The sequence below is a fragment of the Pseudoduganella aquatica genome (genome assembly GCF_020865585.1).
Lineage (GTDB): Bacteria > Pseudomonadota > Gammaproteobacteria > Burkholderiales > Burkholderiaceae_D > Rugamonas > Rugamonas aquatica_A.
Genome location: NZ_CP086370.1, coordinates 4,334,121 through 4,348,413, shown reverse-complemented (window position 1 = coordinate 4,348,413; position 14,293 = coordinate 4,334,121). Strand labels below are relative to the sequence as shown.

Here is a 14,293-nt window from a genome sequence, read left to right as displayed (position 1 = left end):
CATGTATAAATACGGCAAACCATTCAACTTCCAGCAGTGGATCGCGGAGCACGCGCACCTGCTCAAGCCTCCCGTCGGCAACCAGCAAGTGTGGCAGGACGCGGACTTCATCGTCACCGTGGTCGGCGGCCCGAACCAGCGCACCGACTACCATGACGACCCGCTGGAGGAATTCTTCTACCAGTTCAAGGGCAACGCCTACCTGAACATCATGAACGAGGGCCGGATCGAGCGCATCGACCTGAAAGAGGGCGACATCTTCCTGTTGCCGCCGCACGTGCGCCACTCGCCGCAGCGCCCGGAGGCGGGCAGCCTGTGCCTGGTGATCGAACGCCAGCGCCCGCAAGGCATGCTGGACGCCTTCGAGTGGTACTGCCTGTACTGCAACCACCTGGTGCACCGGGTCGAGACGCAGCTGCGGAGCATCGTCAAGGATCTGCCGCCGCTGTTCGAGCGCTTCTACGGCGACGCCAGCCTGCGCGTGTGCCCGCAGTGCGGCGAAGTCCACCCCGGCAAACTGGGGGCGAAATGACCGAGACGAACAAGGTAATCGACATCCACAGCCACTTTTTCCCGCCCATTACGCAAGCCGAAGCGGCCGCGCTGGACAAGCACAAAGCGCCCTGGCTGCGCGTGCAGGACAACGGCCACGGCATGATCATGACCGGCGACCAGCCGTTCCGCCCCGTCTATTCGGCGCTGTGGGACCCGGCGCGCCGTATCGAGGAAATGGACCGCTCCGGCGTGGACGTGCAGCTGATGTGCGCCACCCCCGTGATGTTCGGCTACAGCTACCCGATCGACCTGGCGCTGCCGTGGGCCGAGCGCATGAACGACTACGCGCTGGAGCTGTGCGCGCACAATCCGTCCCGCCTGAAGGCGCTGGCGCAGGTGCCGCTGCAGGACATCGACGCGGCCTGCCGCGAAGCCAGCCGCGCCAAGGCCAACGGCCACGTCGGCGTCCAGATCGGCAACCACCTGGGCAACCTGGACCTGGACGATGAAGGCCTGCTGCGCTTCCTCACCCACTGCGCGCACGACGGCATCCCGCTGCTGGTGCACCCCTGGGACATGATGGGCGGCGACGCCCGCATGAAGAAGTGGATGCTGCCCTGGCTGGTGGCCATGCCGGCCGAAACGCAGCTGGGCATCCTGTCGCTGATCATGTCCGGCGCTTTCGAGCGCCTGCCCGAATCGCTGAAGATCTGCTTCGCCCACGGCGGCGGCAGCTTCGCCTTCCTGCTGGGGCGCGTGGAAAACGCCTGGCAGCAGCGCGACATCGTGCGTGAAAACTGCCCGCAGCCGCCGTCGTCCTACGTCAAGCGCTTCTATGTGGATTCGGCCGTGTTCGACCAGCGCGCCCTCGGCCTGCTGGTGGACGTGATGGGCGAGGACCGGGTGATGCTGGGCTCCGACTATCCGTATCCGCTGGGCGAGCAGGATGTGGGCAAGCTGATACGCGACGCCGGCTTCGGCGCGCAGCGCACCGGCCGCCTCCTGGGCGGCAACGCCGGCGAATTTTTCGGCATCTGATCCATCCCCAACAAGAGCCGCGCGCACACCGCGCCAAGCGGCCAACCGGAGACACACATGACACACCCTAACAGCGGCTTCGCCGCGATCGCCGCGCGCGAGGACGGTTTGCAGCGCGGCCTGTCCAGCGGCCAGATGTCGATGATCGCCATCGGCGGCGCCATCGGCACCGGCCTGTTCCTCGGCAGCGGATTCGCCATCGGCTTTGCCGGTCCGAGCGTGCTGCTCAGCTATGCCATCGGCGCGCTGATCGCCATCCTGCTGATCGGCTGCCTGGCCGAGATGACCGTGGCCCATCCCACGGCCGGTTCCTTCGGCGCCTACGCCGAGCACTATGTCAGCCCCTGGGCCGGCTTCGCGGTGCGCTATGCCTACTGGGCGTCCATCGTGCTGGCGGTGGGCACGGAGGTGACGGCGGTGGCGCTTTATATGCAGTACTGGTTCCCCGGCACGCCCGCGTGGATGTGGATCGCGCTGTTCTCGGCGGCGCTGGTGTTCGTCAACGCCATGAGCGTGGACGTATTCGGCAACGTGGAGTACCTGTTCTCGACCATCAAGATCGCCGCCATCGTCGCCTTCATCGTCATCGGCTCCTGGCTGGTGTACGCGGCGCCGGCGGCGGGGCCGATCGGTTTCAAGAACTACCTGCAGCACCAGGGCTTCTTCCCCAACGGCGGATCCGGCATGTGGACCGGGGTGATCGTCTCCATCTTCAGCTACCTCGGCATCGAGATGGTGGCGGTGGCGGCCGGCGAGGCGAAAGACCCGCAGCGCGCCATCACCGGCGCCTTCAAGGCGGCCATGCTGCGGCTGGTGGTGTTCTACATGCTCACGCTGGGGCTGATGCTGGCCATCGTGCCCTGGACTTCGGCGGGCAACGGCCACAGTCCCTTCGTCATGGCGATGGAGGCGCTGCACGTGCCCGGCGCGGCGGGGCTGATCAACTTCGTGATCCTGGTGGCGGCGCTGTCGGCCATGAATAGCCAGCTGTACATCACCACCCGCACCATGTTCAGCCTGTCGCGGGCCGGGCAGGCGCCGGCGCGCTTCGGGAAGCTGAGCAAGCGCGGCGTGCCGGTGGCGGCGCTGTCGCTGTCGTGCGCCGGCATCGCCATCGCGGCGGCGCTCAGCATCCTGTATCCCAAGGGTTCCTTCATGCTGATGATGGCCATCTCCATGTTCGGCGCCATGTTCACCTGGCTGATGATCTTCGTTACCCACTACTGCTTCCGGCGGCGCTGGAACAGGGAAGGGCAGCCCGCGCTGGCTTTCCGCATGTGGGCCTTCCCGTGGCTCACGCTGCTGGGCGCGGCGCTGATGCTGGCCATTATGGCAACCACCGCCTTCACCCGCGAGTTTGAAATGACGCTGCTCACCGGCGTGCCTTTCATGCTGGTCTTGAGCGCGCTGTACTTCCTGCGCTACCGCAAGCGCTGACGCCTGGCGGGTTACGGCTGCGCCTAACCCGCCCTACGCAATGCCAACGTCCGACATAGAACGTAGGGCGGGTTAGCGCACAGCGCGTAACCCGCCGGGAGCCGCCACGTCCAAATCTGGAATAAAGAATTGGAATATCTGGAGCCGAACAATTCATTTTCGCTTATTGCAACACCTCTGCATACTAGATTCATCGATAGGAGCAACCGTAATGAAACTGACCAAGCAAGACTGCATCGACCTCGATGCCCGCGACCAGCTGGCCGCGTACCGCAGCAAGTTCACCCTGCCTGAAGGCGAGGTGTACCTGGACGGCAATTCCCTGGGCGCCATGCCCGCCAGCCTGCCTGCCCGCATGCAGGAAGCCGTGGCCAAGGAATGGGGCCAGGGCCTGATCCGTTCCTGGAACGACGCCGGCTGGATCGACCTGCCGCAGCGCGTGGCGGCCAAGGTGGCCCCGCTGATCGGCGCCACCGCCGCCGAAGTGATGGTGGGCGATTCCACCTCCGTCAACCTGTTCAAGGCGCTGGCCGCCGCGCTGCGCATCAACAGCGGCCGCAAGGTGATCCTGACCGAAAAGGGCAACTTCCCCACCGACCTGTATATCGCGCAGGGCATCGCGGAGCTGTTCGGCAGCGAGATCCGCTACGTGGACTCCGACCCGTCCGCCATCGCCGACGCGCTGGACGACAGCGTGGCCGTGCTGATGCTCACGCACGTGAACTACCGCAGCGGCGCCGTCTACGACATGGCCGCGCTCACCCGCAAGGCGCAGGCCGTGGGCGCGCTCACCATCTGGGATCTGGCGCACAGCGCCGGCGCGCTGCACGTGGAGCTGAACGATGTGAACGCGGACTTCGCGGTCGGCTGCGGCTATAAATACCTGAACGGCGGCCCCGGCGCGCCGGCCTTCGTGTACGTGGCGCAGCGCCACCTGGAGCAGGTGCGCCAGCCGCTGTCCGGCTGGCACGGCCACCAGAAACCGTTCGACTTCGTGCAGCAGTACCAGCCCGCGCCCGGCATCAACCGCATGCAGTGCGGCACGCCGCCGCTGCTATCCATGCTGGCGCTGGATGCCGCGCTGGACGTGTTCAGCGGCGTGGACATGCAGCAGCTGCGCAACAAGAGCAAGGCGCTGGGCGACCTGTTCATCCGCCTGGTGGACGAGCAGCTGTCCGAATACGGCTTCGGCATCGGCTCGCCGCGCGACTGCAACCAGCGCGGCAGCCAGGTGGCGCTTACCCATCCGCAAGGCTACGCCATCGTGCAGGCGCTGATCGCACGCGGCATCACCGGCGACTTCCGCATGCCCGACATCCTGCGCTTCGGCTTCGCGCCGCTGTATGTGCGCTATATCGACGTCCATCACACGGTGGAAACCCTGCAACAGATTATGGCCAGTGGAGAGTGGAACCAGGAGAAATTCTTGACCAAAAAAGCAGTGACCTGATTTTTTAGCTTGCCCTTGATACAAAATATAAAACGAGGAGACAAAGATGCAACTGAAAGCAACGGGATTAGCAGTACTGGCGGCGCTGTCCGCCATGGCCATCAGCGCGGAGCAGGCTGCGGCCAGCAACGTGACGATATCGGGCGTCATCGACGTCAACGTGGAGCGCTTGTCCACGCCGAAGGAAAGCGTGACGCGCGTTTCCACCGGCGGCTTGAGCAACTCGCGCCTGGAATTCAGCGCGGTGGAGGATCTGGGCGACGGCAACCAGGCCTTCTTCCTGCACCAGATGCAGTTCGCGGCCGATACCGGCACCGGCCCCACGCCGCGTGAAACCTATGTGGGCATGCGCGGCAACTGGGGCCAGCTCGCGCTGGGCCGCCAGAACACGCCGTCCTACTGGATCGTCGGCTACGCGGACCCCAGTTGGTCCGGAGACTACAGCCGCGTGAGCAACAACCAGTACTTCTACGCCCCGTGGCGCGAAAGTAACGCCATCTCCTACAACACCCCTGTATTCAATGGCTTCAAGGGCCGCTTCATGTATACGACTGGCCAGGAAACGGCGGACCACAACGGCCGCGTCGTCAGCACCGGCGTGGAATACCGCAGCGGTCCGCTGTACCTGGGCTTTGTGTCGGACCACAAGGACATCAAGAACATCGCCAGCCCCAAGATGGAAAGCTCGCGCGACAACTACGTCTCCGCCACTTACCGCTTGGACAGCGTCGAGCCGACCTTCATCTACCACACCTACAACGGCTACTACGCCTATCCTCCATACGTGGGCTTCCAGACCAAGGGCTGGGACGTGCAGCTGGGCGCGCGCTGGAAGATCGGAGGCCCGCACGGCGCCTACATCAGCGCCGTGCACCGCCACGACAACGTGGGCAAGGACCTGACGGACGCCGACAGCTTCCTGGTCGGCTACAACTACCGCTTCTCCAAGCGCACCGACGCCTATATCAATTACGGCCGTGTCCTCACCAAGGGCAATCCGAAAGTACCGTATCCGCTCACCTTCAACTACAGCGGCAGCGGCAACCCCGAACGCGGTACGCAAGTGGGCCTGCGCCACTCGTTCTGATCTCCGACCAACCTGAATAGAAAGCCCACGTTATGAAGACCAAATTTATTCCACAGCTGACGTTCACCCTGTGCGCCGCCGCCGTCGCGGGCAGCGTATTGGCCCAGCAGCCGCGCAGCGGCGCCAACCTGGGCGCGCCGGACGCGCCCGGCCCGAACGGCAAGGAGATCAAGCTGCTGCCCGGCGAACCGGCCATGCCGGCTCCGGGTTCCTGGGGCTACGACGCCAGGACCGGCAAGTTCAAAAGCCCCGACATCACGCCGGACGCCTACGGCGCCCACCCGGTCGAGGGCAGCCTGAGCTACCTGGACCAGAACCAGTACCTGAAGAACACCAAGGTGGAAAACTTCGTGCCGGAAGTGGCCGGCGCGGGCCACAGCTGGCAGGCCACGCTGGACTGGGACGGCCGCCGCTACCTGTACGACTATGAAACCTGGATGTACAACCTGTTCGACATCACCGATCCGAAGAACGTGAAAGTGGTGCAGAAGAAGACCTTTAAGACCAAGGAAGGCGAGCACCAGTTCGGCCCCTTCAACGTGAAGTTCAACAAGAAGCTGAACAAGATGATCGCGGTGCAGTGCTACGAGATATCGCGCTATGGCCTGATCTGGAACAAGTACACCAATCCGGAGCAGGTGGAGAACGCGCGCAAGAAACCCATGCTGCGCGGCTTCCGCATCTACGAGGTGACCAGCCCGCAGTGGACCGACTGGAAGCTGTTGTCAGAGACCGCACTGGATGAAAGCCATTCGGCCCAGGATCCGGTGCAGGAAGGCTCCGGCTGCCAGGACGTGCCGGTGTATAACGGCGACCAGTACCTGTTCGTGGCCGGCGCGCCGGACAACAGTTTCGCCAACACCGAATACAAGACCTATCTGCACGCCGGAGCGCAGCTGGTGTATGACGTGTCCGATCCGGCCAAGCCGAAGCGGCTGTCGATGTGGTGGGCGCCCGGCTCGCGCGTGGGCGAGGAAGAGGAATACAAGAAGAACCCGCGCGCCGGCAACAAGACTTCGTGGATGGGCGCGCGCATGCCGCTGTTCATTCCCAAGCCGGTGGAGCAGGGCGGCAAGTACGGCTACGCGGCCATGGGCGGCTTCGGCTTCTACGTGATCGACATTTCCGATCCGAAGAACATGAAGCAGGTGGCGCATATCGACATGCCGGTGAGCGTGACCGGCACCGAGGGCGACAACATCGACGTGACCAAGGTGGAATCGACCGGCATGGTCTACTACAGTGGCTATCCGATGTCCGAGGATTGCTTCGAGCCGTTGAAAGCGATCTACTCGATCGACGTGCGCGACCCGCTGCGTCCGAAGATCGTCAACGTGCTGCCGACGCCGACCCCGCCGAAGGACGCGCCGTTCACCGACTTCTGCCAGCGGCGCGGCAGCTTCGGTCCGAAGCGCAGCGGCTACGCGGCCATCCAGCCGGGCACGCCGAACCAGCGCTACATGCCGTACTCTTATTACAACGCCGGCCTGCAGATCTTTGACGTGAAGGATCCGAAGAACCCGGTGATCGCGGGCTACTTCGTGCCGAAGATGATCGATGCGGCCAAGAAGACCACCGACGGCCAGACGCTCTCCATCCGCGCGCTGCCCAATCCGGTGCACAGCATCTTCGTCGAGTGGGACCGCAACCTGGTGTGGGTGTTCTCCAACCACGGCATCTACACGGTGTCCACCGAGCTGCTGGGCAAGCCGGTGTTCGGCATGCCGCCCAAGAAGTAATACGCGGCCGGTCCTGGCGGGTTACGCGGACCGATGGTCCGCTCACCCGCCCTACGCGGTATCCCGATGCCGGGATGCCGCATTACGGGCGGCGCCGTGCCTCCTTCATATCAACTTTCCCCTAAAACCATGTTCGCTACCCTGCGCGGCCGGCTGATCGGCCTGTGCGTGTCCATCGTCGTGCTGGCCATGCTGGCCGTAGTGGCCGCCAATTACTTCACTACCCGCAGCCGCATGGCGGCTTCGCGGGACGAGCAGATGCGCCAGCTGGCCTCCAGCCAGGCCGCAGGCATCGGCGAGTGGCTCGCGGCCCGCCGCGCCATCGTCTCGTCGCTGCGAGGAGCCGCCGCCGGGGCTGACCCCTCTCCCGTGCTGAAGGCCGCCGCGCTGGCGGGAGGTTTCGACAATGCCTACATCGGCTACGCCGACAAGCGCATCGCTTCCTCGCGCGATGAGGCCGCGCCGCCCGGGTACGATCCGACATCGCGCCCCTGGTACCAGCTGCCGGTGGGCGCCGGCGGCCCCGTCATCACGGCGCCATACGTGGATTCCGGGCGCGGCGAGCTGGTCGTCACGTTCGCCGAGCCGGTGCGTGTCCCTGGCGCGGGCGAGATGCGCGGCCGTTCCATGCAGGCAGTGCTGGCTGCCGACGTGGCGCTGACTGCCGTGGTGCGCCAGGTGCGCGCCTTGCGGCCCACGCCGCACAGCTACGCCTTCCTGGCCGACCGGGAAGGCCGCCTGATCGCCCATCCCGACGCCGCGCTGGCCATGCGTCCGCTGGCGGACCTGGGCGGCGGCATCACACCGGCTGTGCTGGAACAGGCCGTGGGCGCGGCTGAGCTGGGTGTGCGGATAGGCGGGCGGGAAGCGCTGCTGCACGCCACTCCCGTGCCCGGCACGGATTGGACCCTGGCCGTGGTGCTGGACCGCGCCGACGCCACGCGCGACCTGGACGCGCTGCTGCGCAGTTCCGCCATGGCCGCGCTGCTGGCTGCAGGCGCCGCGTCTGTGCTGCTGCCTCTGCTGATCGCCCGCATGCTGCGCCGTCTCGGGCAGGTGCGCGATGCGCTGGGCGGCATCGCCGATGGGGAGGGCGACATGACGCGGCGCCTGGACGAAAGCGGCGGCGATGAACTGGCCGCGATCGCACGCGCCTTCAACCGCTTCGCCGGCAAGATCGGCACGGTGCTGCTGGAGATACGCAGCGCGAGCGACGAGGTGCGGCGGGCCTCTGCAGGTATCGCGGACGGCAATAGCGACCTGTCCTCGCGCACGGAAGTGCAGGCGGCTTCGCTGCAGCAGACAGCCGGCGCCATCCAGACCCTGGCCGGTACGGTGCGCCAAAACACAGGCAACGCGCTGCGGGCGGACAGGCTGGCGCGCAGCGCCGCCGACGTGGCGGCCAGCGGCGGCGAGGCCATGTCCCAGGTGGTTGCGACCATGGGCTCCATCAATCAGTCTTCACGCAGGACTGTGGACATCATTGCCGTCATCGACGGCATCGCATTCCAGACCAACATCCTGGCGTTGAACGCGGCGGTCGAGGCTGCGCGCGCGGGCGAACAGGGCAGGGGCTTTGCGGTGGTGGCGAGCGAAGTGCGCAACCTGGCGCAGCGCTCGGCGGCGGCGGCCAAGGAAATCAAGGCGCTGATCAACGATTCAGTGGACAAGGTGGACCGCGGCGCCAAACTGGCTGACCGGGCCGGCGCCACGATGCAGGAGATCGTCACCAGCATCCAGCGCGTGACCGGCATCATGAGCGAGATCACCGAGGCCAGCCAGGAGCAGACCTCCGGCCTGGACCAGATCCACGCCGCCATCACGCAGATGGACGGTTTGACGCAGCAGAACGTGGCGCTGGTGGAGCAGGCCGCGTCCGCCGCCGGTTCGCTCAGCGAGCGGTCGCAGGGGCTGGCGCACGTGGTCAGCGTCTTCAAGCTCGATCAATCGATTGTCTGAATTTCCAGCTTTATAGTATGCTAACTCCACGGCGTGCCGCACTGCGGCGCGGCCGTGGTTTTTCATTTATGCGAAAGGTTTTATATGCAGCAAGATCGAAAGCGCGCGGCGCGCAAGTGGCTGAACATGCTGGCCGCCTGCGGCCTGATGGCGGTGTCCGCCCTGGCCATGGCTGCCGCGCCCGTCGTCGCTGCCAGCGCCGCCAACCCTGCACCCAACGCTGCGCAGGTGAAAGCCGCGCATGACCTGATGGCCGCCATGCAGACCGAGAAGATGGCGCGCTCGGTCGGCGGCGGCAGCAAGTTCCCCAATGAGCAGCAGCGCCAGGAGTTTATGGCCAAGCTGGACAAGGTGCCCGCCGAACAGGTCTACACCCGCTTGTCGGCGCCGGTCGCCAAGCTGCTCACGCCGGAAACCGTGCTGGAGATGACGCGCTTCTACCAGTCCAGCTACGGCCAGAAAGTGCTGCAGATGGACTACAACAGCCGTCCCAGCATGTACGGCGCCATGCCCAAGCCCACGCCCGAGGAAAAGAAGGCGCTGGCCAAGCCCGCTTACGTGAAGGCCGACCAGGAGTTCCAGGCCGCCAGGTCCGCGATCAGGCATGAGGTGTTCGTGCTGGTGACCGAGGTGGCAAAAAGCAAATAGGAGTGCCCATGAAGATCTATCTGATTGTGCTCGATACGCTGGCCGACTGGGAGATTGCCTACCTGACCGCTGAGCTGCACAGCAAGCGCATGCTGGCCGATCCCGGCAAGGACTGCGAGATCGTGAAGGTGGGCGTGAGCGCCGCGCCGGTAGTGACCATGGGCGGCATGCGCATCGTACCCGACCTGGCGGTGGCCGACGTGCGCATGGAAAGCGGCGACCTGCTGCTGATGCCGGGCGCCGAAACATGGATGGCGCCCGAATCGGCGCCGCTGGTGGCGTTTGCGAAGGAAACGCTGGCGCAAGGCCACCTTGTCGCCGCCATTTGCGGCGCCACGTATGCGCTTGCGCAGAGCGGCGCGCTGGACAATCGCCAGCACACCAGCAACGACAAGGACGACCTGAAAGCCAACTGCCCCGGCTACACCGGCGAGCAGCGCTACCAGGACGCGCCCGCCGTCCGTGAAGGCAACCTGGTCACCGCGTCCGGCATTGCTCCGCTTGAGTTCTCATACGAAGTGATGAAGATGCTGGACATCTTCCGGCCGGCCACGGTCGAGGCCTGGTACCAGCTTTACAAGACCGGCCAGCCGCAGTACTTCCAGGCGCTGGTGGCGTCCATGGCCTGAGCCAAGCCGGCGCCGGCGCTATTGCCCGGCCTCGCGTTGCAGCTGGCTGGCGTCGAGCACGGACAGCCAGCGCCCTTGCACGCTGATGCCGCCGCTCTGTGTCAAATGCTGGAATTCCCGGCTGACGGTGGTGTCGCCCAGGCCCAGGAATGCGGCGATATCGGTGCGCGACATGGGCAGCCGGAAGTAGGGGACAGGGGGGCCGCCGGCCGATTCCATGCTGGCCAGTTCCAGCAGAAAGGCGGCGATTTTCTGCCGGGCGCGCGTGCTGCGCTGGATCTGCGCGATGCGATGCTGCCGGCCTATCTCCTGTAGCAATAGCGTCTGCAGCTGTTGCCGCAGCGCCTCGTCCTGTTCTGCGGCCTGCAGCACTCTGCCGATGGGGAATTCCAGCACGGTGCTGTTGCTCAGTGCGACGGCGCTGTAGCTGCGCCGCTCCGCATGCAGCTCGTCCAGACCCAGGTAGCCGCCTTTGCCATGGAAAGCGATTACGTCCTGCTCGCCATCCAGCGATACGGTGCCGCATTTCCAGTACCCGCTGTCGATGGCGTAGAAACGGTCGTAGACCGGGTCGCCCATGTGGAACAGGAATTCGTGGCGCCGCTTGTGCGTGCGCTGCATCCCCAGCGCCGCGAGCGGGCCGGTAAGCTCGGCTGGCAGCGGGCTGGGGGGAGTGGGGATGGCGGACATGCGGCGCTGCGCTCAGCTTTGCTCGGCCGGGCCATGGCGTCCCGTGTGCGCAGCCCCGCGCGCCAGTTCGCGCAGCACCGATTGCTTGTGCAGCTGGACGTGCTTGCCTTGCATGGCCAGGGTCCCGTCCTGCTTGAAGCGCAGCAGGCTGCGGCTGACCGACTCGGGCGTCATTTGCAGATAGCTGGCAATGTCGCGCCAGTTCATCGCCATGCGCAGCATGCGGTCCGAGTAGCCGCGCGCCGCCTGGCGCTGGCCGATATCGAGCAGGAAGGACGCCAGGCGCCGGCTGCAGCCGGACTGCCGCAAGAGCTGGTTGGTGGTCGCTTCCCGTTCCAGCGCCTGGTTCAAGGCCGGCAGCAAGCGCGGCGGACTGGCGCGCGGACCCTCTATCGCACACACCGTACTATCCTCGAGCGCCACGGTATAGCTGCCATGGTGCAACTGGTCCGGCAAGCATAATCCGACCAGTTCGCCGGGCAGATGGAAGGCGGTGACTTGCCAGGCGCCGCTGGGGTGCGGCGAAACGCGCTTGAAGCCGCCTGCGCGGACGATGTAGAGGCGCGTCTCGCATAGCTGGTCAGCGCGCAGCAGGACTGTCTCGCGCGGCACCCGCGTCGTCTGGACCGATCCGGCGGCCGCACTGCTGCCGGGGCACTGCGCATGCGCGCTGCACTCTGTGCAGGGCGCCGCGTGCGTTGCAGAAAGCTGAAAAACCGGTTCACGCGTTCCCATGAGGACTCCTTTCACAGGACAGTCCGCTCCGCCAGACAGGGAGGACTGCATCAAAGAAAAAAATTCATGCTGCAATGCAGTATAGCCGAAACTAGCAGGTTCTTAGTTCCTCGGTTGCAATCTCCGGCGGATTTGGCAGGCTGGCCAGCTCGGCGCAATTGCCGCCGCGCTTTTTGGCGCGGTACATGGCCTGGTCGGCCAGATCCAGCAGCCGTGCGGCATTGGCGTCCGGGGAGGGGGCAATGGCGACGCCGATGCTGGCGCCTATGCTGAGCTGCAAACCGCACAGCACATAAGGCCGGCTGATGCTGCGCGCCACGTCGGCCGCCAGCGCCAGGGCAGCCGCCGGATTGGTTATGCTGCGAAGCAGCATGGCAAACTCGTCGCCACCGAGCCGTGCCACCAGGTCGTCCTGGCGCACCGCAGCCTTGAGCCGCCGTGCCACGGCCAGCAGCAGCCGGTCTCCCATGCGGTGGCCATAGGTGTCGTTGACCGCCTTGAACCGGTCCAGGTCGATAAACAGGGTCGCGGCCAGGTGACCGTCGGTGTGGGCGCCGCGCAAGGCACGCCGTTGCTCGCGCAGGAAGCAGGCCTTGTTCGGCAAGCCCGTCATGCTGTCGTGGGTGGCCAGATGGCGCAGGCTGGCGTCGCTGCGCCGCCGGCCGGTGATGTGGTGCTGCAGCGCGATAAAGCAAGTGATCTTGCCTTCCTCGTCGCGCAGCGGCGTGATGACCTCGTTGACCAGGCGGGCGCCGCCGCGTTTGTGACGCACGATGGTCTCGCCCGACCAGGCCTTGCCGGCGCCCACGGCGTCCAGGATGCGCGCGGCGCGCGCATCCCAGCCGAGCTGCTGGCGCGATTTGCGCAGTGCTTCCCGTTCGGAATAGCCGCTCAGGCGCAGGAAGGCCTGGTTGACCCATTGCAGGCGGCCATCGGGACCGGCGATCAGTGCTGCGCTGGCGTTGGCGCTGAGCGCACGCGCCAGCAGGGACTGGCGTTCGGGGGGGGCAGTGGGCTTCGATGGCATTGTTCGGCTCCGTGGCTGGCGGGGCGGCATGGCCGCCGCTGGGGTTGTCCAAGGCAGTTCAGTCTGACTGCGCCAGTTTGCCAGCAGCACGGATGGGGGCTTTGCTTACGGTCACTTTTGATTTGAATTAATAACGTTGCGTTCCCAATATGCATTTTATTAATATAGCACAGGCCCGCGAGGGCCTGTCAGGAGTATGCTCAGACCGCCACCCGGCCGCAACAGCGCAGCGGAGCCAGCATGGACGGCGGCGGCTCGGGCGGCTGGTAGCGCGCCACGGTCGAAAAGATGCGCAGTACATCGTCGATAATTTCGCTGGCGACGTGGTCGTCCAGGCGGTCGATGTTTTGCTGCAGGGCAATCGAGGTCAGGGTCGGCGCGTCATGCAGGCGCTGGCGCAAGCCCTCGAACAGGTGGCGTGCTTCGGTGGGGACCTCGTTGGGCCGCATGCGCACCAGGCTGAGGGTGCAAGCCCGCTTGAGGCGGTCCTTCTGCGCGCCGTGGCCGGCCAGATGCCAAACGGCCACGCTGAATTCGGAAAATGCATGTGACATGGCAGCCTCCCGGTTTCATGCGCGCTTGGCGCCGTCTTGCAAGCGCCGCCGGCGCGGGCTGCGCCGCATGGCGCGCAGCGCGACCGGATCGAGTATCAATATGGTGCGGCCATTGATGCTGATCATCTCCAGGGCCTGCAGCTCGCTCAGCGTGCGGCTCACCGTTTCCATCGCCATGCCCAGGTAGTTGCCGATTTCGGCGCGCTGCATGACCAGGTTGAAGCTGCTGCCCGAATAGCCGGCGGCGGCGTAGCGCGCCGCCGTGTCCAGCAGGAAATGGGCCATTCGGGCCTGGGTGTTGAGGCCTGCGCGCATGCTCAGCAGTGCGTGGTCGCGCGCCAGTTTGTGGCTCATCACGCCCAGGATGGCGCTGGCGAACTCGCCATGGGTGCGGCCCAGCCGGGCCAGCGTATCGAGTGGTATCTCGATCAAGGTGGCGTTGGTCAGCGCAACCAGCTCCTGGTGGTAGCTGCGGTTCAGCAGGCCGTCTATGCCCAGCAGGTCGCCGCGCATGGGGAAACCCATCACCTGTTCCTTGTCGTACACATACGACGAGGTCTTCAGGATGCCGGAGTTGACCACGAAAATGCGGTCGCAAGTCTGGCCGGCCAGGTGGATGCGCTGGCAGTTGCGCACCCGCAGGCGGGGCAGGCGGTGTTCGTCGCTCAGGTCCGCGATCTGGTGCTGGATGCCGAGCAAGGCGCACAGCTCGCCGAAGCTGGCGTCCTGCTGCATCGTGCTGAGCAGCGGGCGGGCGGCCGCTGGGCCGGGGCCGGAGGTGGGATAGGGGCTCGATAACATGGTC

Annotated in this window: 14 protein-coding genes; 9 read left to right on the top strand and 5 right to left on the bottom strand. The window is 65.6% G+C overall.

Annotated features, from left to right (window positions below; genetic code table 11):
- The first annotated feature begins 1 nt into the window (after position 1).
- From KT882_RS19330 to KT882_RS19285, 9 genes are all read left to right on the top strand, one after another.
- Positions 2-532 (top strand): 3-hydroxyanthranilate 3,4-dioxygenase, encoded by a 531-nt coding sequence (locus KT882_RS19330; protein WP_161075070.1) that lies wholly within the window; start codon positions 2-4, stop codon positions 530-532.
- On the top strand, positions 529-1,533 hold the full coding sequence (locus KT882_RS19325; protein ID WP_161075069.1) for an amidohydrolase family protein: 1,005 nt from the start codon (positions 529-531) through the stop codon (positions 1,531-1,533). Before KT882_RS19330 ends, KT882_RS19325 begins: the two co-directional genes overlap by 4 nt.
- 57 nt (positions 1,534-1,590) lie before the next feature.
- Positions 1,591-2,970: an amino acid permease gene (locus KT882_RS19320; RefSeq protein ID WP_161075068.1), complete on the top strand. Its 1,380-nt coding sequence runs from the start codon at positions 1,591-1,593 to the stop codon at positions 2,968-2,970.
- A 211-nt stretch (positions 2,971-3,181) separates the two neighbouring features.
- The gene (gene kynU / locus KT882_RS19315) at positions 3,182-4,420 is read left to right on the top strand and encodes a kynureninase (RefSeq protein WP_228893073.1); all 1,239 of its coding nucleotides are present in this window, start codon (positions 3,182-3,184) and stop codon (positions 4,418-4,420) included.
- Between the two features lie 46 nt (positions 4,421-4,466).
- Positions 4,467-5,507: a porin gene (locus KT882_RS19310; RefSeq protein WP_228893072.1), complete on the top strand. Its 1,041-nt coding sequence runs from the start codon at positions 4,467-4,469 to the stop codon at positions 5,505-5,507.
- Between the two features lie 32 nt (positions 5,508-5,539).
- Positions 5,540-7,246 (top strand): LVIVD repeat-containing protein, encoded by a 1,707-nt coding sequence (locus tag KT882_RS19305; protein WP_228893071.1) that lies wholly within the window; start codon positions 5,540-5,542, stop codon positions 7,244-7,246.
- A gap of 129 nt (positions 7,247-7,375) precedes the next feature.
- The gene (locus KT882_RS30815; RefSeq protein WP_321170272.1) at positions 7,376-9,205 is read left to right on the top strand and encodes a methyl-accepting chemotaxis protein; all 1,830 of its coding nucleotides are present in this window, start codon (positions 7,376-7,378) and stop codon (positions 9,203-9,205) included.
- An 84-nt stretch (positions 9,206-9,289) separates the two neighbouring features.
- Entirely contained in the window at positions 9,290-9,853 is a 564-nt protein-coding gene (locus tag KT882_RS19290; protein WP_228893070.1) for a hypothetical protein, read from the top strand.
- An 8-nt stretch (positions 9,854-9,861) separates the two neighbouring features.
- Entirely contained in the window at positions 9,862-10,482 is a 621-nt protein-coding gene (locus KT882_RS19285) for a type 1 glutamine amidotransferase family protein (protein ID WP_228893069.1), read from the top strand.
- A gap of 18 nt (positions 10,483-10,500) precedes the next feature.
- Here KT882_RS19285 and KT882_RS19280 read toward each other — a convergent pair whose 3' ends face one another.
- The 5 genes from KT882_RS19280 to KT882_RS19260 all read right to left on the bottom strand — a co-directional run bounded on the left by KT882_RS19280 (position 10,501) and on the right by KT882_RS19260 (position 14,289).
- Positions 10,501-11,172 (bottom strand): Crp/Fnr family transcriptional regulator, encoded by a 672-nt coding sequence (locus KT882_RS19280; protein ID WP_161075062.1) that lies wholly within the window; start codon positions 11,170-11,172, stop codon positions 10,501-10,503.
- A 12-nt stretch (positions 11,173-11,184) separates the two neighbouring features.
- Positions 11,185-11,784 carry a helix-turn-helix domain-containing protein gene (locus KT882_RS19275; RefSeq protein WP_161075061.1) on the bottom strand — a complete coding sequence of 200 codons (600 nt, stop codon included), beginning with the start codon at positions 11,782-11,784 and terminating at the stop codon, positions 11,185-11,187.
- A 214-nt stretch (positions 11,785-11,998) separates the two neighbouring features.
- Positions 11,999-12,934, bottom strand: coding sequence for a diguanylate cyclase domain-containing protein (locus tag KT882_RS19270; RefSeq protein WP_228893068.1), 936 nt, complete (start codon positions 12,932-12,934; stop codon positions 11,999-12,001).
- Between the two features lie 200 nt (positions 12,935-13,134).
- Entirely contained in the window at positions 13,135-13,488 is a 354-nt protein-coding gene (locus KT882_RS19265) for a hypothetical protein (protein WP_161075059.1), read from the bottom strand.
- Positions 13,489-13,503: 15 nt separating this feature from the next.
- On the bottom strand, positions 13,504-14,289 hold the full coding sequence (locus KT882_RS19260) for a Crp/Fnr family transcriptional regulator (RefSeq protein ID WP_161075058.1): 786 nt from the start codon (positions 14,287-14,289) through the stop codon (positions 13,504-13,506).
- Between the last annotated feature and the right edge of the window lie 4 nt (positions 14,290-14,293).